The sequence below is a fragment of the Clavibacter sp. MX14-G9D genome, assembly GCF_032917815.1.
Classification (GTDB): domain Bacteria; phylum Actinomycetota; class Actinomycetes; order Actinomycetales; family Microbacteriaceae; genus Clavibacter; species Clavibacter michiganensis_K.
In genome coordinates, this window is sequence record NZ_JAVCVL010000012.1 from 13,152 (window position 1) to 34,001 (window position 20,850).

The 20,850-nt window shown below is 71.4% G+C and carries 17 protein-coding genes and 1 pseudogene; 14 read left to right on the forward strand and 4 right to left on the reverse strand.

What is annotated here, in order from left to right:
* Positions 1–54: 54 nt before the first annotated feature.
* Together Q6969_RS02620 and Q6969_RS02625 are read left to right on the forward strand one after the other, a co-directional pair.
* Positions 55–510, forward strand: coding sequence for a MarR family transcriptional regulator (locus Q6969_RS02620; protein WP_317229039.1), 456 nt, complete (start codon positions 55–57; stop codon positions 508–510).
* A 64-nt stretch (positions 511–574) separates the two neighbouring features.
* Complete coding sequence (locus tag Q6969_RS02625) at positions 575–1,807, forward strand: MFS transporter (RefSeq protein WP_317229040.1); 1,233 nt, start codon at positions 575–577, stop codon at positions 1,805–1,807.
* A 37-nt stretch (positions 1,808–1,844) separates the two neighbouring features.
* Here Q6969_RS02625 and Q6969_RS02630 read toward each other — a convergent pair whose 3' ends face one another.
* Complete coding sequence (locus Q6969_RS02630; protein ID WP_317229041.1) at positions 1,845–2,864, reverse strand: LacI family DNA-binding transcriptional regulator; 1,020 nt, start codon at positions 2,862–2,864, stop codon at positions 1,845–1,847.
* A gap of 312 nt (positions 2,865–3,176) precedes the next feature.
* On the opposite strand from Q6969_RS02630, the gene Q6969_RS02635 reads away from it, so the two are divergent.
* The 4 genes from Q6969_RS02635 (at position 3,177) to Q6969_RS02650 (ending at position 8,620) form a co-directional block, all read left to right on the forward strand.
* Complete coding sequence (locus Q6969_RS02635; protein WP_317229042.1) at positions 3,177–4,538, forward strand: ABC transporter substrate-binding protein; 1,362 nt, start codon at positions 3,177–3,179, stop codon at positions 4,536–4,538.
* A 120-nt stretch (positions 4,539–4,658) separates the two neighbouring features.
* Complete coding sequence (locus Q6969_RS02640) at positions 4,659–5,630, forward strand: carbohydrate ABC transporter permease (RefSeq protein ID WP_094115263.1); 972 nt, start codon at positions 4,659–4,661, stop codon at positions 5,628–5,630.
* Complete coding sequence (locus Q6969_RS02645; protein ID WP_317229043.1) at positions 5,627–6,616, forward strand: carbohydrate ABC transporter permease; 990 nt, start codon at positions 5,627–5,629, stop codon at positions 6,614–6,616. Before Q6969_RS02640 ends, Q6969_RS02645 begins: the two co-directional genes overlap by 4 nt.
* Before the next feature lie 123 nt (positions 6,617–6,739).
* Positions 6,740–8,620, forward strand: coding sequence for an ABC transporter ATP-binding protein (locus Q6969_RS02650; RefSeq protein ID WP_317229052.1), 1,881 nt, complete (start codon positions 6,740–6,742; stop codon positions 8,618–8,620).
* 79 nt (positions 8,621–8,699) lie between these two features.
* On the opposite strand, the gene Q6969_RS02655 is transcribed toward Q6969_RS02650, so the two are convergent.
* Positions 8,700–9,467 carry a DUF305 domain-containing protein gene (locus Q6969_RS02655; protein ID WP_317229044.1) on the reverse strand — a complete coding sequence of 256 codons (768 nt, stop codon included), beginning with the start codon at positions 9,465–9,467 and terminating at the stop codon, positions 8,700–8,702.
* Between the two features lie 2 nt (positions 9,468–9,469).
* Positions 9,470–10,213, reverse strand: coding sequence for a DUF3105 domain-containing protein (locus Q6969_RS02660; RefSeq protein ID WP_317229045.1), 744 nt, complete (start codon positions 10,211–10,213; stop codon positions 9,470–9,472).
* Positions 10,214–10,380: 167 nt separating this feature from the next.
* On the opposite strand from Q6969_RS02660, the gene Q6969_RS02665 reads away from it, so the two are divergent.
* Positions 10,381–11,745, forward strand: coding sequence for a cystathionine beta-synthase (locus tag Q6969_RS02665; RefSeq protein WP_317229046.1), 1,365 nt, complete (start codon positions 10,381–10,383; stop codon positions 11,743–11,745).
* A 47-nt stretch (positions 11,746–11,792) separates the two neighbouring features.
* Positions 11,793–12,965 (forward strand): cystathionine gamma-synthase, encoded by a 1,173-nt coding sequence (locus tag Q6969_RS02670; protein ID WP_317229047.1) that lies wholly within the window; start codon positions 11,793–11,795, stop codon positions 12,963–12,965.
* A gap of 103 nt (positions 12,966–13,068) precedes the next feature.
* On the opposite strand, the pseudogene Q6969_RS02675 reads toward Q6969_RS02670, so the two are convergent.
* A pseudogene (locus Q6969_RS02675) lies at positions 13,069–13,824 on the reverse strand (RNase H family protein); the annotation flags it as partial.
* A 190-nt stretch (positions 13,825–14,014) separates the two neighbouring features.
* Between Q6969_RS02675 and Q6969_RS02680 the strand changes: the two are divergent.
* The 6 genes from Q6969_RS02680 to Q6969_RS02705 form a co-directional block, all read left to right on the forward strand.
* Positions 14,015–15,037, forward strand: a complete 1,023-nt coding sequence (locus Q6969_RS02680; protein ID WP_104290771.1) for a LacI family DNA-binding transcriptional regulator — start codon at positions 14,015–14,017, stop codon at positions 15,035–15,037.
* Between the two features lie 178 nt (positions 15,038–15,215).
* Positions 15,216–16,937 carry a ribulokinase gene (araB, locus tag Q6969_RS02685; protein WP_396335504.1) on the forward strand — a complete coding sequence of 574 codons (1,722 nt, stop codon included), beginning with the start codon at positions 15,216–15,218 and terminating at the stop codon, positions 16,935–16,937.
* The gene (locus Q6969_RS02690; protein ID WP_094115270.1) at positions 16,934–17,644 is read left to right on the forward strand and encodes an L-ribulose-5-phosphate 4-epimerase; all 711 of its coding nucleotides are present in this window, start codon (positions 16,934–16,936) and stop codon (positions 17,642–17,644) included. Before araB ends, Q6969_RS02690 begins: the two co-directional genes overlap by 4 nt.
* Positions 17,641–19,158, forward strand: coding sequence for an L-arabinose isomerase (gene araA / locus Q6969_RS02695; RefSeq protein WP_317229049.1), 1,518 nt, complete (start codon positions 17,641–17,643; stop codon positions 19,156–19,158). The genes Q6969_RS02690 and araA overlap by 4 nt, the downstream gene beginning before the upstream one ends.
* A gap of 76 nt (positions 19,159–19,234) precedes the next feature.
* Positions 19,235–20,365, forward strand: a complete 1,131-nt coding sequence (locus tag Q6969_RS02700) for a sugar-binding protein (RefSeq protein WP_317229050.1) — start codon at positions 19,235–19,237, stop codon at positions 20,363–20,365.
* A gap of 181 nt (positions 20,366–20,546) precedes the next feature.
* Positions 20,547–20,850: ATP-binding cassette domain-containing protein (locus Q6969_RS02705; protein WP_317229051.1), on the forward strand; the 304-nt coding region annotated here is incomplete at its 3' end.

Sequence of the window (20,850 nt, forward strand, 5' to 3'; positions counted from 1 at the left end):
GTGCCCGCCCGGGACCCGCTCGACACATGCATAGCCTTGCTATACGATTGACCCATGACGACGACGGCACCGGATCTCCGCGCGGTCCTCGGCGACCTGGTCACGGCCGGTCACCGGCTCACGCGCCTCGCCGCGCACGAGGTCGGCGGCACCAGCTCGCCCGCCGTGTGGCGGACGCTCTCGGTGCTCGTCACCTGGCCCGGCGGCATGCGCCTCGGCGCGCTGGCCGAGCGCAGCCGGGTCTCGCAGCCCACGACCACCAAGATCGTGCGCTCGCTCGTCGGCCAGGGGTGGATCGCGCAGGTCACGGACCCCTCCGACGCCCGCGCGACGCTCCTCGAGATCACGCCCGACGGACGCGCCGCGCTCGACGACTGGCGCGACCGGCTCGCGACCGCCCTCGTCCCGCGCTTCGCCGACCTGCCGGCCGACGACGTGGCCGTGCTCGCGCGCGCCGTCGAGCTCGTCATGGCGCGCCTCGACGGCGCCCCCGCGCCCGCCGGCGCCTGACCGCACCACCGGCTGCACCCCGGCCATCCCACCCGCACCGATCCCAGGAGGCGACACCGCACCCGTGTCCACCCAGCCGCACGCGTCGTTCCGCGACATCTTCCGCCAGCCCCGATCCGTCTTCGCCGTCGCCTTCGCGTGCGTCATCGCGTTCATGGGCATCGGGCTCGTCGACCCGATCCTCCCCGCCATCGCGGAGAGCCTCGACGCCACCGCCACGCAGACCGAGCTGCTGTTCACGAGCTACCTGCTCGTCACCGGCCTCGCCATGCTCATCACCAGCTGGATCTCCAGCCGCATCGGCGCCAAGCGCACCCTCCTCATCGGCCTCGCGATCATCGTCGTCTTCGCCGCCGCCGCCGGCCTCTCGCAGGACGTGGAGTCGGTCATCGGCTTCCGCGCCGGGTGGGGACTCGGCAACGCGCTCTTCATCTCGACGGCCCTCGCCACCATCGTCGGCTCGGCCTCGGGCGGCACGGCCTCGGCGATCATGCTCTACGAGGCGGCGCTCGGCCTCGGCATCGCGGTCGGCCCGCTCCTCGGCGGCCTCCTCGGCAGCTGGAGCTGGCGCGGCCCGTTCTTCGGCACCGCGACCCTCATGGCGGTCGGCTTCATCGCGATCCTCGCGCTGCTCGGCAGGGACGACGCGCCCCGGTCGCCGATGCGCCTGTCCGCGCCCCTGCGGGCCCTGCGCACGCCCGCGCTCGCGGTGCTGGCGGCCGCCGCGCTGTTCTACAACATCGGCTTCTTCGTGCTCCTCGCCTACACGCCGTTCCCCCTGGGGTTCGACGCGATCGGCCTCGGCCTCACCTTCTTCGGCTGGGGCGTCGGCCTCGCCGTCACCTCCGTGCTCGTCGCACCGCTGCTGACCCGGAGGATGGCGCGCACGTCGGTCCTCCGCCTCGTGCTGCCGCTGCTCGCCGTCGACCTGGCCGCGGCGGGCCTCGTGGTCCGGTCGGCACCCGGGCTCGTGGTGTGCGTCATCGTCGGCGGGCTCCTCCTCGGGGTCCTCAACACCGTCCTCACCGAGTGCGTGATGGAGGCCACCGACCACCCGCGGAGCGTCGCCTCGTCCGCCTACTCCTCGGTGCGGTTCCTCGGCGGCGCCATCGCGCCGCCCGCGGCCACGGAGCTCGCGCGGCTCTTCACCGACTCCGCGCCGTACTACGCCGCCGCCGGATCCGTGCTGGTCGCCCTGGTGATCGTCGTGGCCGGCCACCGCTGGCTCCGCCGCGTGGACACGCAGCCGGTGGACGCCCTCGAGGAGGCGCAGGCGGTCACCGCCGGCGACGCCTGACCGCTCCTCGCCCGCCCGTCCCCGGTCCCGCCCGCGCTCAGCGCGTCGTCGGGGCCGGGGGCGCGGTCGTGCTGGTGCGCGCGGCGAAGTCCACGGGCATGGTCACGGTGCGCTCCGCGGCCCCGCCCGGCGCGAGCCCCTCGAGCACCATGCCCACCGCGCCCCGCCCCTGCAGCCGGGGGTGCTGCTGCACGGTCGTGAGCCCGAAGAGGGGCGCGAGCGCGTGCCCGTCGATGCCCGCGACGGACAGCTCGGCCGGGACGGGGATCCCCAGCTGCCGCGCCGCGAGGATCGTCCCGATCGCGATCTCGTCGGAGGCCGCGAAGACCGCCGTCGGCCGCGTCCGCGGATCGGCGAGGAGAGCCATGGCCGAGCGGAACCCGCCGTCGATCGAGAACTCGGCCGTCGCGAAGCGCGCCTCCAGGCCGCGCGGATCCGCGTCGATGGCCGCCCGGTAGCCCGCGAGCCGCTTCTCGTGCACGAAGAACGCCATCTGCGCGTGGAGGTCGCCGCCGAGGTGCACGACGCGCGCGTGCCCGAGGCTCAGGAGGTGCTCGGTGGCGAGCCGCGCGGCCGCCTCGTCGTCGATGCTGAGGGTGCTCATTCCCTCGACGGGCCCGCCGATGCCGACGAGCGGCTTGTCGAGGGAGCGGAGGCGCACGACCTCCGCGGGCGTGAGGGCCACGCTCACGGCGATGACCGCGTCCACGCGCTTGCGCACGAGGAAGTACTCGAAGACCTTCCGGCGCTGCTCGGGGTCGTCGGTGAGGCGGTACAGCGTGAGGTCGTAGTCGGCCTCGATGAGCGCCTCCTCGATGCCCTCGAGGAGCTCCGCGAAGAACCAGCGGTTGATGAACGGCAGCACCACGCCCACGTTCTTGGACTGCCCGGTCACGAGGCTCGACGCGTTCGAGGACACGACGTAGCCGATCTCGGCGGCCGCCTCGGAGACCCGGGCCCGCGTGGCGGGGGAGACGTAGCCCCGGCCGCTGAGCGCGCGGGACGCCGTGGCCTTCGAGACCCCGGCCAGGCGCGCGACGTCGGCGATGGCGCTCATCGCGCTCCCTCCCTCGGGTCCCGCGGCGCCCCGTCGCGCCGGACGCGCGCACTGGAAGCGGTTCCAGGAAGCGCGGGGGCCGAATCCGATGATGGACCATCGGCACCGGCGGCGCACGCACCGTGCCGGAGAAGTAGACCGATTCGTTACCTGATCCGGCTTGCCGTCGCCTGCGAGCTCCCCTACATTGACCTGTGGAACCGGTTCCCTACAGCAGGGGAGATCGACCAGGCGACGGCGCCTCACCCGCCGACGCACGCAGGACAGGACGGCGGGGTGGACCCGCATCCACTCGATGAAGAGGAGACGCACATGGGCCACGCCCTATTCCGACGTCGCTTCGCGGCACCCCTCGCAGCGGTCGGCATCGCCGGCCTCGCGCTCACGGGCTGCACGGGCGACATCGCGGCCGAGGACGCCGCGGACACCGACTGCTCGCCGTACTCGTCGTACGGCACGTTCGACGGCGCCGAGGTCAGCATCGGCGGCACCATCCAGGACGACGAGGCCGACCGCCTCGTCGAGTCCTGGAAGGACTTCCAGACCTGCACGGGCATCACCGTGAACTACCAGGGCACCAAGGAGTTCGAGGCGCAGATCGCCGTCCTCGCCGAGGGCGACTCCGCCCCCGACATCGGCATCATCCCGCAGCCCGGCCTCTTCAACGTGCTCGCGTCGAAGGGCTACCTGCAGGCCGCCCCCGCCGCGGTGGAGGAGAACGTCGACGCCAACTGGTCCCCCGACTGGAAGGGCTACGGCACCGTCGACGGCACCTTCTACGGCGCGCCGCTCATGGCGAGCGTCAAGGGCTACGTCTGGTACTCCCCGTCCGAGTTCGAGGAGAAGGGCTACGAGGTCCCGAAGACGACCTCCGAGCTCATGGACCTCACGGCGGCCATCGCGGCCGACGGCGACCACAAGCCGTGGTGCGTCGGCATCGGCTCCGGCGACGCCACCGGCTGGCCGGGCACCGACTGGATCGAGGACTACGTCCTCCGCGAGGCGGGCCCGGAGACCTACGACAAGTGGGTCACGCACGAGATCCCGTTCAACGACCCGGCCATCGCCGCGGCGTTCGACAGCGTGGGGGAGATCATCAAGAACCCCGACTACGTCAACGGCGGCCTGGGCGACGTCTCGTCCATCATCTCCACCGAGTTCGGCGACGCCGGCCTCCCCATCCTCGAGGGCGAGTGCTCGCTGCACCACCAGGCCTCGTTCTACGAGGGCTTCTGGAAGAAGGCCGACGGCACCGACGCGAAGGTCTCGCCTGACGGCGACGTCTACGCGTTCCTCCTGCCGCCCACGAACGAGGGCGACGCCACGGCGGTCACCGGCGGCGGCGAGCTCGTCGGCGCCTTCAAGTCGAGCGACGAGATCACCGCGGTGCTCTCCTACCTGTCCAGCGACACCTGGGCGAACAACCGAGTCTCGCTCGGCGGCGTCATCAGCGCGAACACGGGGCTCGACCCCGCGAACGCGTCGAGCGACATCCTGAAGCAGAGCATCGAGATCCTGCAGGACCCGAACGCCACGTTCCGGTTCGACGGCTCGGACCTCATGCCCGGCGCGGTCGGCACCGACTCCTTCTGGAAGGGCATCGTCGGCTGGCTGAGCGGCGACTCCACCCAGAAGACGGTCGACGCCATCGAGTCGAGCTGGCCCGCGTCCTGATCCACCGCCGGCCCTGACCGGGCCGGCACCGGTACCCGCCCTCCGGCGGGACCCGGCGGGGCCGCCGCGCACGCGGCGGCCCCGCTCCCATCCCACCCCGACCCGAAGGGCGAGACGTCCATGACGACCGCTGATCTGATCGGCAAGATCCTCCAGGTGGTGGCCGCGCTGGCCGTCTTCGCCGTGGTGATCGGGCTGATCCTGTTCCTCATCGACAAGGCGCCGAAGCGCGGCAAGGACTGGGTGCAGCTCGCGGCCTTCGTCCTCCCCGCGCTGATCCTGCTCGCCGTCGGCCTCATCTACCCGGCGTTCCGCACGACGCTGCTCGCCTTCCGCGACAACACGGGCGAGTGGGCCGGGTTCGACAACTTCGTGTGGATGTTCACCCAGCCGTCGGCGCTCCGCACGCTGCTCAACACGGTCATCTGGGTGATCTTCGTCCCGCTCCTCTCCACCGCCATCGGCCTCGCGTACGCCGTCTTCATCGACAAGTCGCGCGGCGAGAAGTACTTCAAGGCCCTGGTCTTCATGCCGATGGCCATCTCCTTCGTCGGCGCCGGCATCATCTGGCGCTTCGTCTACGACTACAAGTCGGGCGACAACGAGCAGATCGGCCTCCTCAACCAGATCCTCGTCTGGCTCGGCCAGCAGCCCGTGCAGTGGCTGCAGACCTCGCCCATCAACACGGCGCTGCTCATCATCGTGATGATCTGGATCCAGACCGGCTTCGCCATGGTCGTCCTCTCCGCGAGCATCAAGGGCGTGCCCACCGAGCAGCTCGAGGCCGCGCAGCTCGACGGCACCAACGCCTGGGAGCGGTTCCTCAACGTCACCCTCCCCGGCATCCGCGGGTCGCTGGTCGTGGTGGTCACCACCATCTCCATCGCCACCCTGAAGGTCTTCGACATCGTCCGCACCATGACCGCGGGCAACTTCGAGACGAGCGTCATCGCCAACGAGATGTACACGCAGGCGTTCCGCGCCGGCGAGCAGGGCCGAGGGTCCGCGCTCGCGATCGTGCTGTTCCTCATGGTCCTGCCGATCGTCATCTACAACGTCCGCGTCATGAGCAAGCAGAAGGAGATCCGATGAGCGTCGCACCCCCCGACCTCCCGGTCGCCGACCGCGGGAACCGCCGCGGCGCCATCGAGCAGGCCGCATCGGTCGGCGCGAAGAGCCGTCGCGTCAAGAACCGCCTCACGTCGCGTCGCGCGACCGCCGCCGCGCTCATCATCGCGGTGCTCTGGACGCTGCCCACGTTCGGGCTGTTCGTCTCCTCGTTCCGCCCGGCCGGCCTCATCCAGACCACCGGCTGGTGGACCATCTTCCAGAACCCGGGCTTCACGCTCGACAACTACCAGGACGTGCTGCTCTCGACGTCCCAGTCGTCGCCGCAGCTGGGCTCGTACTTCGTCAACTCGCTCGCCATCGCGATCCCGGCGACGCTGTTCCCGCTGGTCATCGCGTCCATGGCCGCGTACGCGTTCGCGTGGATCAAGTTCAAGGGCTCGAACTTCCTGTTCGTGCTGATCTTCGCGCTCCAGATCGTGCCGCTGCAGATGGCGCTCATCCCGCTGCTGCAGATGTTCACGCGCACCCTGCGCCCGCTCCAGGAGGCCGTGCACTCGGTCATCCCGATCATCCCCGACCAGGGCTACCTGCCGGTGTGGGTGGCGCACACGATCTTCGCGCTGCCGCTCGCGATCTTCCTGCTGCACAACTTCATCTCGGAGATCCCGGGCGAGGTCATCGAGGCGGCGCGCGTCGACGGCGCGAGCCACGGCCAGGTGTTCTTCCGCATCGTGCTGCCGCTGGCGCTCCCCGCCATCGCGTCGTTCGCGATCTTCCAGTTCCTCTGGGTCTGGAACGACCTGCTCGTGGCGCTCATCTTCTCCGGCGGCACGGCGGACGTGGCGCCGCTCACGCAGCGACTCGCGGAGCTCACGGGGACGCGCGGGCAGGACTGGCAGCGGCTCACCGCCGCCGCGTTCGTCTCGCTCATCGTGCCGCTCATCGTGTTCTTCAGCCTCCAGCGCTACTTCGTGCGCGGCCTGCTGGCGGGGTCCACGAAGGGCTGATCCGCCCTCGCGCCACCACGGCCCGGTCGTCCGCCCACGCGGACGGCCGGGCCGTCGCCCTGCGCGCCGCGGTCGTGGTCGGGGGTGATCCCCCACGGGCGTAAAATCGCCGGAATGACGAGGATGGGCGACATCGCCGCGGGCGGCGGGATGCGCGGAGGCGGCGGACGCCCCGGGCGGGTGAGCGCGGCCGACGCCGAGGCCCAGCGCCAGGCGAACGCCCAGGCGCCGAAGGTGGAGAACCTGCTCGGGCGCATCGCGGAGCTGTTCCGGCCGCACCGCCGCGCGCTCACGCTCACGGTCGTCCTCGTGCTCATCGGCGCGGGGCTCACGGTGGTGCCGCCGCTGCTCACGCAGCAGGCGTTCGACCGGGGCCTGTTCCCGCCCACGGGCGGCCCCGACATCCCGGTGCTGGTGGAGCTCGTCTCCATCATGATCGTGGTGTGGATCGCCGGCGCCGGGCTGGGCGTCTGGCAGACGTTCCTCACCGCCACGGTCGGCAACCGCGTCATGGGATCCATGCGCGTCGACCTGTTCCGCCACCTGCAGAGCATGGAGCTCGGCTTCTTCACGCGCACGAAGACCGGCGTCATCCAGTCCCGCCTGCAGAACGACGTGGGCGGCGTGGCCGCGGTCCTCACGAACACGGTCTCGAGCGTGCTGGGCAACACCGTCACCGTCATCGCGGCCCTCGTGGCGATGCTCGTGCTCAACTGGCAGCTGACCCTCGTCGCGGTCGTGCTCATGCCGGTCCTCGTGGTCGCGCAGCGCCGCGTCGGGCAGGTCCGCGCGCGCATCGCGTCGCGGACGCAGGAGTCGCTGTCGGACATGACCGCGATCACGCAGGAGACCCTCTCTGTCTCCGGCATCCTGCTGTCCAAGAGCTTCAACCGCCAGGGCGCCGAGACCGCACGCTACGAGGCCGAGAACCGCACGCAGATCCGGCTGCAGGTCAGCCAGCAGATGAGCGGGCAGTGGTTCTTCGCGCTCGTGCAGATCTTCCTCTCCATCATCCCGGCCATCGTCTACGTGGTGGCCGGGTTCCTCATCACCGGCGGCGTCAGCGTCACGGCGGGCACGATCGTGGCGTTCACGACCGTGCAGGCGCGCCTCATGTGGCCGCTCATCGGCCTGATGCGGGTCGCCCTCGACCTGCAGACCTCGGGTGCCCTGTTCGCCCGCATCTTCGAGTACCTGGACCTCGAGCCCGCCATCCGCGACCGGCACGACGCCCGCGCGGTGCCCGCCGGTCCGGCGCTCGGCCGCGTCGCGTTCGAGGACGTGCGCTTCTCGTACCCCGACACGCGCCCCGGCGAGCGTCCCACCCTCGACGGCATGTCGTTCGAGATCCAGCCCGGCCAGTTCGCGGCGTTCGTGGGCCCCTCGGGCGCAGGCAAGACCACGGTGTCGTACCTGATCCCGCGGTTCCACGACGTGACCGGCGGCCGGGTGCTGTTCTCCGGCGAGGACGTGCGCGACCTCGGACAGGAGTCGCTGCTGGAGAACATCGGCATCGTGAGCCAGGAGACGTACCTCTTCCACGCCACCATCGGCGAGAACCTCCGGTACGCCCGGCCGGGTGCCACGCAGGAGCAGGTCGAGCAGGCCGCCCGCGCGGCGAACATCCACCAGACCATCGAGTCGTTCCCCGACGGGTACGACACGCTCGTGGGGGAGCGGGGCTACCGGCTCTCGGGCGGCGAGAAGCAGCGCATCGCGATCGCGCGGGTGCTGCTGAAGGACCCGGCCGTGCTCATCCTCGACGAGGCCACGAGCGCCCTCGACTCCATCTCGGAGCGCGTCGTGCAGCAGGCGCTCGACACGGCCTCCCGCGGCCGCACGACCATCGCCATCGCGCACCGCCTCTCGACCGTGGTCGACGCCGACGTGATCTTCGTGGTCGTCGCCGGCCGCATCGTGGAGCAGGGCACGCACGCGGAGCTACTGGCACGCCGGGGCGAGTACGCGCGCCTCTACAGCGACCAGCGCACCGAGGCCGCCTGAGCCGGCGCCCCGCCCCGACGACGGACCGCCCGCCCGCGAGGCGGACGGGCGGTCGGATGCCGGGGATCGCGACGCGGGGTCAGGACCGGGCGTCGAGCAGCTGCTGCATGTAGAGGATCTCCTTGTCCTGCACCGTGACCATGCCCGTGGCGAGGTCGGTGACGAGGGGGTTCCGCGACCGGTCGAGGAGGGCCTGGGCCATCTCCACGCCGCCGCGGTGGTGGGCGATCATGAGCGTGAGGTACTGCCGCTCGGCGTCCACGCCCGTGAGGCCGCGCAGCTCGTCGAGGTCGGCCTGCGACGCGAGGCCCGGCATGGCGGCGCCGGGGGTCATGTCCATCGACCCGTGATCGGTCCGGCCGTCGAGCGTGGGGAGCGTCATCCAGGTCATGCGCGCCTGCGACGGCGCCTGGTCGAGGCCCCACGAGGTGAGGAACGCGTACATCTGGCCGGCCTGCTGCGACTGCGCCTGGGCGATGTCCTGCGCGATGAGCTTCACCTCGGGGTCGTCCGTGCGGTCGATGATCATCAGCGACATCTGCACGGCCTGCTCGTGGTGCACCTGCATGTCGCGGGAGAAGCCCGCCTCCGCGCTGTTGGTGCTCGGCGTCAGGGCCGAGACGGGCGCGGTGACGCGGCCGACGAGCAGCCCGGCGACCACCAGGGCGACCGCCACGATGCCGGCGGCGAGGCCGATGCGGATCCGGCGTCCCCGGGCGCGCGCCTGGTCGCCGTGCGCGATGAGCCCCTCGAGCTCCTCCTCGCGGATGTCGTCGTCCGGGACGTGGTCGACGACGACGTCCCCGTCAGCGTCGCGCCCGGAGGCGTCGACCCCGCGATCGGCCACGGTCAGCCGACCCGGCCCTCGCCCTCGAGCGCGCCGGTGCACGCGGCGCCGGCCTCGGGGGCGTTGGGGCTCTTCCAGTACTTGGCCATGAAGTCCTTGATGCGCTGGTCGTCGACCGAGTCGACCTTGACCTGCGCGCCCCACGCGGAGAGCGCGATGGGGGTGTCGATGCCCTCGTAGGGGGACATGGTGACGTAGCCGCCGAACGACTCCGCGTACTTCTGGAGGTCCGAGAGGTCCTCGCCCGTGACCTGATCGGCGTCGTAGGTGATCCACACGGCGCCGTGCTCGAGGTCGTGCACCGCGTTCTCGTTCGGCTGCGGCTGGTCGTAGACGCCGCAGTTCAGCCACATGGCGTTGTGCTCCCCACCGGCCGGCGGGCTCATGCCGTCGTACTTGGCGGCGTAGTCGACCGTGCCCTGGACGTGCGTGCTGGGAAGCGAGTCCCACGTCTGCAGGCCCTGGATGGTGATGTCGTCCGGGTCCTGCTTCGGCGTGCCGCTGGAGACGACCACGCCGATGACGATGGCGACCACGGCGGCCGCGGCGACGGATCCCGTGATGATGCCGATGAGGCGGTTGCGGCGCGCGCGGTCCTGCTGCTTCTTCAGCGCCGCCACCTTCTCGGCACGGCGGGCCTCGCGCTGCTGCTTGACCGTGAGGTCCTTCTGGGCCTGCTTGGCGGTCGGCGGGACGGGCCGTCCGCTCGTGTCGCCGGAGGGCGTGGTGTCGTCGCGTCGCGCCACGGATGGTCCTTCTCTGCTGGGGGGAACGTGGGGCCAGGGTACCGGGCGGGGCTGGGCGCCCCCTGCTGGGGCGGCCCGGCGCCCCGCAACAGCGCGCCCGGGCGCGCCTACACTGGACGGGCGGTCCCGCCGGACCGCGCACCTCAGAGCCGGGAGCCCCACCTCACGTGAAGTACGCCGACACGATCCTCGACCTCATCGGGAACACCCCGCTCGTCAAGCTGAACCGGGTCGTCGAGGGCATCCAGGCGACCGTGCTGGTGAAGGTCGAGTACCTGAACCCCGGCGGCAGCGCGAAGGACCGCATCGCGACGCGCATCATCGACGCCGCCGAGCGCGACGGGAGGCTGCAGCCCGGCGGCACGATCGTCGAGCCCACCTCCGGCAACACGGGCGTCGGCCTCGCGCTCGTCGCCCAGCAGCGCGGCTACCGGTGCGTCTTCGTCCTGCCGGACAAGGTCGGCGAGGACAAGCGGAACGTGCTCACGGCGTACGGCGCCGAGATCGTCGTCACGCCCACCTCGGTGGCGCCCGACCACCCCGACTCCTACTACTCGGTGAGCGACCGGCTCGCGCGCGAGATCCCGGGCGCCTTCAAGCCCGACCAGTACTCCAACCCGAACGGGCCGCTCAGCCACTACGAGACCACGGGTCCGGAGATCTGGCGCGACACGGAGGGCGAGATCACCCACTTCGTGGCGGGCGTCGGCACCGGCGGCACCATCAGCGGCGTCGGCCGCTACCTCAAGGAGGTGTCGGAGGGGCGCGTGCGCATCGTCGGCGCCGACCCCGAGGGCTCGGTCTACTCCGGCGGCACCGGCCGGCCGTACCTCGTCGAGGGCGTGGGGGAGGACTTCTGGCCGGCGGCCTACGACCCCGACGTGGTGGACGAGGTCATCGCGTCGAGCGACCAGGAGTCGTTCGACATGACGCTCCGGCTCGCCCGCGAGGAGGGGCTGCTCGTCGGCGGGTCCAGCGGCATGGCCGTGGTCTCCGCCCTCAAGGCGGCGAAGGACCTCGGTCCCGACGCCGTCATGGTCGTCCTGCTGCCCGACGGCGGCCGCGGCTACCTCGGCAAGATCTTCAACGAGCGGTGGATGCGCTCCTACGGGTTCGCGAAGGTGTCCGGCGAGCGCACCGTCGCCGACGTGATGAGCGCGAAGACCGGCAGCCTGCCCGACCTCGTGCACGCGCACCCGAACGACACCATCCGCGACGCCATCCGCATCATGACCGAGTACGACGTCTCGCAGCTGCCGGTCCTCGCGGCCGAGCCGCCCGTCGTCATGGGCGAGGTGGCGGGCGCGGTGGACGAGCGCAGCCTGCTGGAGCTCGTCTTCAGCGGCCGCGCGCAGCTGTCCGACCAGGTGGGGCCCTTCGCCGGCGACGCCTTCGGCCTCATCGGCGTCAACGAGACGGTGCCCGAGGCGTGGCGCGCGCTCGGATCCGCCGACGCGCTCATGGTGAGCGACGGCGGCAAGCCCGTCGGCGTCATCACGCGGCACGACCTCCTGACCTACCTCACCGACTGATCCGCCGGCCGAGGCCCGCCGATCCCTGACGCACAGAGACGAGCACCGTGAGCGACAAGCACGACTTCGACACCCGCGCGATCCACGCCGGGCAGGACCCGGATCCCACCACGGGCGCCGTGATCCCGCCCCTCTACCTGACGAGCACGTTCGTCCAGGACGGCATCGGCGGCCTCCGCGGCGGCTACGAGTACGCGCGGAGCGCCAATCCCACGCGCACCGGCCTGCAGGAGCTCCTCGCGTCGCTCGAGCGGGGCCGCCACGCGTTCTCGTTCGCGTCCGGCCTCGCCGCCGAGGACACCCTGCTGCGCGCGATCACCCGCCCGGGCGACCGCATCGTGCTGAGCGACGACGTGTACGGCGGCACCTACCGCCTCCTCACGCGCGTCCTGGGCGACTGGGGCGTCGTCGTCGAGACCGTCGACATGAGCGACCTCGCCGAGGTCGAGCGGGTCCTCGGGTCCGGTCCCGCCAAGGTGCTCTGGGTCGAGACGCCCAGCAACCCGCTCATGAAGATCAGCGACATCCGCGCGCTCGCCGACCTCGGCCATGCGGCCGGAGCCACCGTGGTCGTCGACAACACCTTCGCCTCGCCGTACCTCCAGCAGCCGCTCACGCTCGGCGCCGACGTGGTCGTGCACTCCACCACCAAGTACCTCGGCGGGCACTCCGACGTGCTCGGCGGCGCGCTGATCCTGGACGACGACGGGCTCGCGGAGAAGGTCGGCTTCCTGCAGTTCGCCATCGGCGCCGTGTCCGGCCCCATGGACGCGTGGCTCACCACGCGCGGCATCAAGACCCTGGCCGTGCGCGTCGAGCGCCACTCCTCCAACGCGGAGGAGATCGCCGCGTTCCTGCAGCAGCACCCCGACGTGACGGCCGTGCACTACCCGGGCCTTCCCGAGCACCCGGGCCATGACATCGCGAAGTCGCAGATGTCCGGCTTCGGCGGCATGATCTCGTTCCAGGTGCGCGGGGGAGCGAAGGCCGCGCGCCGCGTCGTGGAGGGGACCCGCGTGTTCCAGCTGGCGGAGTCGCTCGGCGGCGTCGAGTCGCTCATCAGCTACCCGTCCGAGATGACGCACGCGTCCGTGAAGGGCACCCCGCTCGAGGTGCCGGACGACCTCGTGCGCCTGTCGGTGGGCATCGAGGCCGTCGAGGACCTCGTGGTCGACCTCGAGCGCGCGCTCGGCAAGGCCCTCAAGCAGGGCAAGCACTAGGCGAGGGAGGGGCGCGGCGCGGATGCGTCCGCACACCGACGCCCCTCCTCCGCGGCAGGCCAGGGTCCCGGTCGCGGTTCCGGCCCGGTCCTGGTCAGGGCAGGAGGAGCCGCACCGCCTCGTCGACGCTCACGCCGCGCTCCCGCGCGTGGGCGCTGAGGCGTGCCATCGCGTCGCGGTCGAGCGCGATCGTGAGGGTGGTGTCGCCCGGCTCCGGCGCGGCCTCCTCGTCGAACGCGTCGAAGTCGAACAGCCCGGGCTGCGCGGGCGCCTCGGCCTCCAGCTCCTCGGCCTGGGCGACGACGGGATCGGCGGCGCGCTCGGCGTCCGCCTCAACGGCCGCAGCCTCGGTGTCCGCGTCGGCGTCCCCGGCGTCGCCCGGGCCGTCGGCGGTGTGGCCGGCCCAGCCGGGTCCCGCCGGGACGGCGCTGCGACCCTGGAAGGCCGTCGCCACGGCGCGCGCGCGCACGTCGGCGGCCTCGTTCAGCGGGTGGTTCGCGTGCCCCTTCACCCACTCGAAGCGGTAGCGCCGTCCCTGGATCTCGGCGTCGATCTCCTTGAGCAGCTCCACGTTGAGCACCGGCTTGCCGTCGCCCTTGCGCCAGCCCTTGCGCTTCCACCCGGGCATCCACTTCGTCACCGAGTTGATGACGTACTGGCTGTCGCAGAGCACGAGGAGGTCGTCGTCGAGGTGGGCGGTCGCGCGAAACAGCTCGAGCACGGCCTTCAGCTCGCCCTGGTTGTTCGTGGCGTGCGCCCAGCCGCCCGCGGCCCAGTGCTCGTCGTCGACGTACCAGGCCCAGCCGGCGGGTCCGGGGTTGCCGAGCGCGGATCCGTCTGCCGCGGCGGTGATCGTCACAGGTGGTGCCTCTCGTCGGTGGAGGACCAGTCTGCCGCAGGGCGCCGACTCCGGACGCCCCGCGTCCCGGAGGGTCCGCACCCCGGTCGCAGGGACGCGTCACCCCGCGTGTGACTGTCACATGTGACAATGTGACAGCTGCGCCGCATGGCGCGACGGGGGCCGCGGCCCCGCACGAGGACGAGGGTCGATGATGACGACGGAGACGCCGCGCGGGCGCGCGCCCAGCATCCGCGACGTCGCGCGCCTCGCCGGCGTCTCGCACCAGACCGTCTCCCGCGTGCTCAACGACTCGCCCTCCCTGCGCGCCGAGACCCGCCAGCGCGTGCTCGACGTGATGGAGCAGGTGCAGTACCGGCCGAACCGCGCCGCCCGGGCGCTCGTCACGAGCCGCTCCCGCACCATCGGGGTCCTCACCTCGCAGAGCTCGCAGTACGGGCCGGCCTCCTCGATCGCGGCCATCGAGGCGGCGGCGCGAGAGGCCGGGTACCTGGTCACGACCACGAACCTCGCGTCGTCCGACGAGGCCGCGATCCAGGTCGCGCTCGGCCACCTCGTGGAGCAGGCCGTGGAGGGGCTCGTGGTCGTCGCGCCCCAGGTCCGCGTCCGCGAGGTCATCGCCAGCATGTCGCTCGACGTGCCGTACGTGACGATGCAGAGCGACGGCCTCGGGGACGCGCACGCGCTCTCCGTCGACCAGATCGCGGGCGCCCGGCTCGCCACGCGGCACCTGCTGGACCTCGGCCACCGGGACATCTACCACCTCGCCGGCCCCCAGGACTGGATCGAGGCGGAGGCGCGCATGCGCGGCTTCCTGGACGCGATGTCGGCGGCGGACGTGCCCACCACGGCGCCGATCCTCGGCGACTGGACCGCGGAGTTCGGCTACTACGCGGGCCGGGAGATGCTGCGCCTCCGCGACTTCACGGCGATCTTCTCGAGCAACGACCAGATGGCGCTCGGCCTCATCCACGCGGTGCGCGACGCGGGGCTCGACGTGCCGCGGGACGTGAGCATCGTCGGCTTCGACGACATCCCGGAGGCGGCGCACTTCTGGCCGCCCCTCACGACGGTGCGCCAGGACTTCGCGGAGGTCGGCCGCCGCTCGGTGGCGCTCCTGCTCGACGGGATGGGCGGCTCGGGCGACCGCTACAGCGGCACGATCATGCCCGAGCTCGTCGTCCGGGCGTCCACCGGACCGCCCTCGTCCTGACCATCGGGCGACCACGACGCCCCCGATCGAGGCCGCCGCCACCCCATTCCGAGGGGTCGGGCCGTCTCGGCTTGACAGGTCGATCGTCCGGGTGTGAGAGTGACATCCGCCGATGTGACCGTTCACATCGCGCGCGGCCTTCCCGGGCCGCACTGCATCAGACGAAGGAGTCGATCCCGTGCCCAGTGCCCCTGCCCCCCGCGATGCCGAGGCCGGCCAGGCTCCGCAGAGCGAGAGCGCTCCGCGGTCCGAGCAGTACGTCATCGGGGTCGACTACGGCACCCTCTCCGGCCGCGCCGTCGTCGTGCGCGTCTCGGACGGCGTCGAGCTCGGCTCCGGCGTCCTCGACTACCCGCACGCGGTCATGGACGACACGCTCGCCGCGACCGGCGCGCAGCTCCCGCCCGAGTGGGCCCTGCAGGTCCCGAGCGACTACGTCGACGTGCTGAAGCAGGCGGTGCCCGCCGCCATCCGCGAGGCCGGCATCGACCCCGCCGACGTCATCGGCATCGGCACCGACTTCACGGCCTGCACCATGGTCCCCACCCTCGCCGACGGCACGCCGCTCAACGAGGTCGAGGGCTACGCGGACCGCCCCCACGCCTACGTCAAGCTCTGGAAGCACCACGCGGCCCAGTCGCACGCCGACCGCATCAACGCGCTGGCCGAGGAGCGCGGCGAGGCGTGGCTGGCCCGCTACGGCGGCCTCATCTCCAGCGAGTGGGAGTTCGCGAAGGGCCTCCAGCTCCTCGAGGAGGACCCCGAGCTCTACGGCTTCATGGACCACTGGGTCGAGGCGGCCGACTGGATCGTGTGGCAGCTCACGGGCTCCTACGTGCGCAACGCCTGCACCGCCGGCTACAAGGGCATCCTCCAGGACGGCGAGTACCCCACCCGCGAGTTCCTCGGGGCGCTCAACCCGGACTTCGCCTCCTTCGCCGAGGACAAGGTCGCCCACGAGATCGGCCAGCTCGGCTCCGCGGCCGGCACCCTGTCCGCCGAGGCCGCCGCGTGGACGGGCCTCCCGGAGGGCATCGCGGTCGCAGTAGGCAACGTCGACGCGCACGTGACGGCCCCCGTCGCCCGCGCGGTCGAGCCCGGCCAGATGGTCGCCATCATGGGCACGAGCACCTGCCACGTCATGAACAGCGACGTGCTCACCGAGGTCCCCGGCATGTGCGGCGTCGTCGACGGCGGCATCGTCTCGGGCCTCTACGGCTACGAGGCCGGCCAGTCCGGCGTGGGCGACATCTTCGCCTGGTACGTCAAGAACCAGGTCCCGGCGCGTTACGCCGAGGAGGCCGCCGCGGCCGGGAAGAGCGTGCACCAGCACCTCACCGACCTCGCGGCCGACCAGCCCGTCGGCGGCCACGGCCTCGTCGCGCTCGACTGGCACTCCGGCAACCGCTCGGTCCTCGTCGACCACGAGCTCTCCGGCCTCGTCGTCGGCACGACGCTCACCACCCGCACCGAGGAGGTCTACCGGGCGCTGCTCGAGGCCACCGCGTTCGGCACCCGCAAGATCGTCGAGACGTTCGGCGCCTCGGGCGTCCCCGTCACGGAGTTCATCGTCGCGGGCGGCCTGCTGAAGAACGCGTTCCTCATGCAGGCGTACAGCGACATCCTCCGCCTCCCCATCTCGGTCATCACGAGCGAGCAGGGCCCGGCGCTCGGATCAGCGATCCACGCCGCCGTCGCCGCCGGCGCCTACCCCGACGTCCGCGTCGCGGGTGACGCCATGGGCAAGGTCGAGCGCGGTCGCTACCAGCCGGACGAGGAGCGCTCGCTCGCCTACGACCGCCTGTACGAGGAGTACTCGACGCTGCACGACTACTTCGGTCGCGGCGCCAACGACGTCATGAAGCGCCTCAAGTCGCTGAAGAGGGAGGCCCGCGCGTGAGCACCTACGCACCCGAGATCGAGGTCGCGGTCGCCCGCGTCCGCTCCGAGGTCTCCCGCCTGCACGCCGAGCTCGTGCGCTACGGCCTCGTGGTCTGGACCGGCGGCAACGTCTCCGGACGCGTCCCCGGCGCCGACCTCTTCGTGATCAAGCCGTCCGGCGTGAGCTACGACGACCTGAGCCCCGAGAACATGATCCTCTGCGACCTCGACGGCAACGTGATCCCGGACACCCCGGGCTCCCGCAACGCGCCCTCGAGCGACACGGCGGCGCACGCGTACGTCTACCGCAACATGCCCGAGGTGGGCGGCGTGGTCCACACGCACTCCACCTACGCGGTGGCGTGGGCGGCCCGTCGCGAGCCCATCCCGTGCGTGATCACCGCCATGGCCGACGAGTTCGGCGGCGAGATCCCCGTGGGCCCGTTCGCCATCATCGGCGACGACTCGATCGGCCGCGGCATCGTGGAGACACTCACCGGTCACCGCTCCCGCGCCGTGCTGATGGCGGGCCACGGCCCGTTCACCATCGGCAAGGACGCGAAGGACGCCGTGAAGGCGGCCGTCATGGTCGAGGACGTGGCGCGCACCGTGCACATCTCGCGCCAGCTGGGCGAGCCGACCCCCCTCCCCGTCGAGGCCGTCGACTCCCTGTTCGACCGCTACCAGAACGTCTACGGACAAGCACCCCAAGGAGCCCTGAAGTGAGCCGCATCACCACGTCCCTCGACCACTACGAGGTCTGGTTCCTCACCGGCAGCCAGAACCTGTACGGCGAGGAGACCCTCCAGCAGGTCGCCGAGCAGTCGCAGGAGATCGCCCGGCAGCTCGAGGAGGCGTCGGACGTGCCCGTCCGCGTCGTGTGGAAGCCCGTCCTCAAGGACTCCGACAGCATCCGCCGCATGGCGCTCGAGGCCAACGCGAGCGACCGCACCATCGGCCTCATCGCCTGGATGCACACGTTCAGCCCCGCGAAGATGTGGATCCAGGGCCTCGACGCCCTGCAGAAGCCGTTCCTGCACCTCCACACGCAGGCCAACGTCGCGCTGCCGTGGAGCAGCATCGACATGGACTTCATGAACCTCAACCAGGCGGCGCACGGCGACCGCGAGTTCGGCTACATCCAGTCGCGGCTCGGCGTCACCCGCAAGACCGTCGTCGGCCACGTCAGCACCGAGTCCGTCCGCACGAGCATCGCCACCTGGATGCGCGCCGCCGCCGGCTGGGCCGCCGTGCACGAGCTCAAGGTCGCCCGCTTCGGCGACAACATGCGCTACGTCGCCGTCACCGAGGGCGACAAGACCGAGGCCGAGCTGAAGTTCGGCGTCAGCGTCAACACCTGGGGCGTCAACGACCTCGTCGAGCGCGTGGACGCGGCGACCGACGCCGAGATCGACGCGCTGGTCGACGAGTACGAGGAGCTCTACGACATCGCCCCCGAGCTGCGGCGCGGCGCCGAGCGCCACGAGTCGCTCCGCTACGGCGCGGCGATCGAGGTCGGGCTCCGCTCGTTCCTCGAGGAGGGCGGCTTCGGCGCCTTCACCACGAGCTTCGAGGACCTCGGCGGGCTCCGCCAGCTCCCCGGCCTCGCGGTCCAGCGCCTCATGGCGGAGGGCTACGGCTTCGGCGCGGAGGGCGACTGGAAGACGGCCGTCCTCATCCGCGCGGCGAAGGTCATGGGCGCGGGCCTCCCGGGCGGTGCGAGCCTCATGGAGGACTACACGTACCACCTCGTGCCCGGCGAGGAGAAGATCCTCGGCGCCCACATGCTCGAGGTCTGCCCGACGCTCACCACGGGCCGCCCGAGCCTCGAGATCCACCCGCTCGGCATCGGGGGCCGCGAGGACCCGGTGCGCCTCGTCTTCGACACCGACCCCGGCCCCGCGGTCGTCGTCGCCATGTCGGACATGCGCGACCGCTTCCGCATCGTCGCCAACGTCGTGGAGGTCGTGCCGCTCGACGAGCCCCTCCCGAACCTGCCCGTCGCCCGTGCCGTGTGGAAGCCCGCACCCGACTTCGCGACGAGCGCCGCGGCCTGGCTCACCGCCGGGGCCGCCCACCACACGGTCATGAGCACGCAGGTCGGCGTCGAGGTCTTCGAGGACTTCGCCGAGATCGCGCGCACCGAGCTCCTCGTCATCGACGAGGACACGACCCTCAAGGGTTTCACCAAGGAAGTCCGCTGGAACCAGGCGTACCACCGCCTGGCCCAGGGCCTGTAACACCCACACCAGGGGTGCGGACCCGGCGCAGATGCCGGATCCGCGTCTCACAGCAGCAGTACGAAAGGACACGACCGTGAAGATGAAGAAGGTCCTCGTCGGCATCGCCGCCACGAGCATCGCCCTCTCCCTCGCCGCCTGCTCCGGCGGCGGAGGAGGCCGCGGCGGCGCCGCCGCCGACGGCGAGGTGAACCCCGCCGACACCCTCGTCGGCGTCGCCATGCCCACCAAGACCAGCGAGCGCTGGGTCGACGACGGCAACAACGTGCAGAAGCAGCTCACCGACCTGGGCTACCAGGTCGACCTGCAGTACGCCAACGACAAGGTCCAGGACCAGATCTCGCAGATCGAGACGATGCTGAACAAGGGCGCCAAGGCGCTCATCGTCGCGTCGATCGACGGCACCGCGCTGACCCAGGTCCTCAAGACCGCGGCCGACGACGGCGTCAAGGTCATCGCGTACGACCGCCTGATCAACGGCACCGAGGACGTCGACTACTACACGACGTTCGACAACCAGCAGGTGGGCGTGCTCCAGGGCAACTCCCTCCTCCAGGGCCTCGGCCTCGTCGACGCCGACGGCAACAGCACCGGCAGCACCGAGAAGAAGACCATCGAGATCTTCGCGGGCAGCCCGGACGACAACAACGCGCAGTTCTTCTACGACGGCGCGATGGAGACCCTCAAGCCGTTCCTCGACTCCGGCCAGGTCACCGTCGGCTCCGGCCAGACGGACTTCAGCCAGGTCGCGATCCAGCAGTGGAAGCTCGAGGGCGCCCAGGCGCGCATGGAGAACCTCCTCAGCGGGTTCTACGGCGGCGGCCAGCAGCTCGACGGCGTGCTCTCGCCCTACGACGGCCTGTCGCGCGGCGTGATCAACGCCCTGCGCTCGAGCGGCACGGCGGACGACGCCATGCCGATCATCACCGGCCAGGACGGCGAGAAGGCGTCCGACAAGCTCATCCTCGACGGCGTCCAGTACTCGACGATCTTCAAGGACACGCGCCTCCTCGGCGCCGAGGCCGTCACCATGGTCGACGACCTGCTGAAGGGCGAGACCCCGGACGCGCCCGACACCTACAACAACAAGGTGAAGGACGTCCCGACCAAGCAGTTCCCGCCCGTCACCGTGACGAAGGACAACCTCATCGAGGTCATCGTCGACAGCGGCTACTACACGCAGGACGAGATCGACAAGGGCGAGTAGTCCTCACCCGCACCGCACGAAGCGCGGTGCACCCGGCCGGTCGACGCTCGCGTCGACCGGCCTCCCCCCGGATCGGGCCGGCCGTGCACCACGGCCGGCCCGACCCCGGGCGGCGCTCACCCGCCGCCCGGCGCACCACCGCCGGGCACCCGGCACCACCATCCACAAAGCGAGGCAGGCCATGGCCAACCACATTCTCGAGATGCGCGGCATCACCAAGACGTTCCCCGGCGTCAAGGCGCTGCAGGACGTCAATCTCGAGGTCACGCGCGGCACGTGCCACGCGATCTGCGGCGAGAACGGCGCCGGGAAGTCGACCCTCATGAAGGTCCTCTCCGGCGTGTACCCCGCGGGCTCCTACGACGGCGACATCGTCCTCGAGGACGAGGTCGTCAAGTTCTCCAACATCCGCGACAGCGAGAAGTCGGGCGTGGTGATCATCCACCAGGAGCTCGCGCTCAGCCCCTACCTCTCCATCGCGGAGA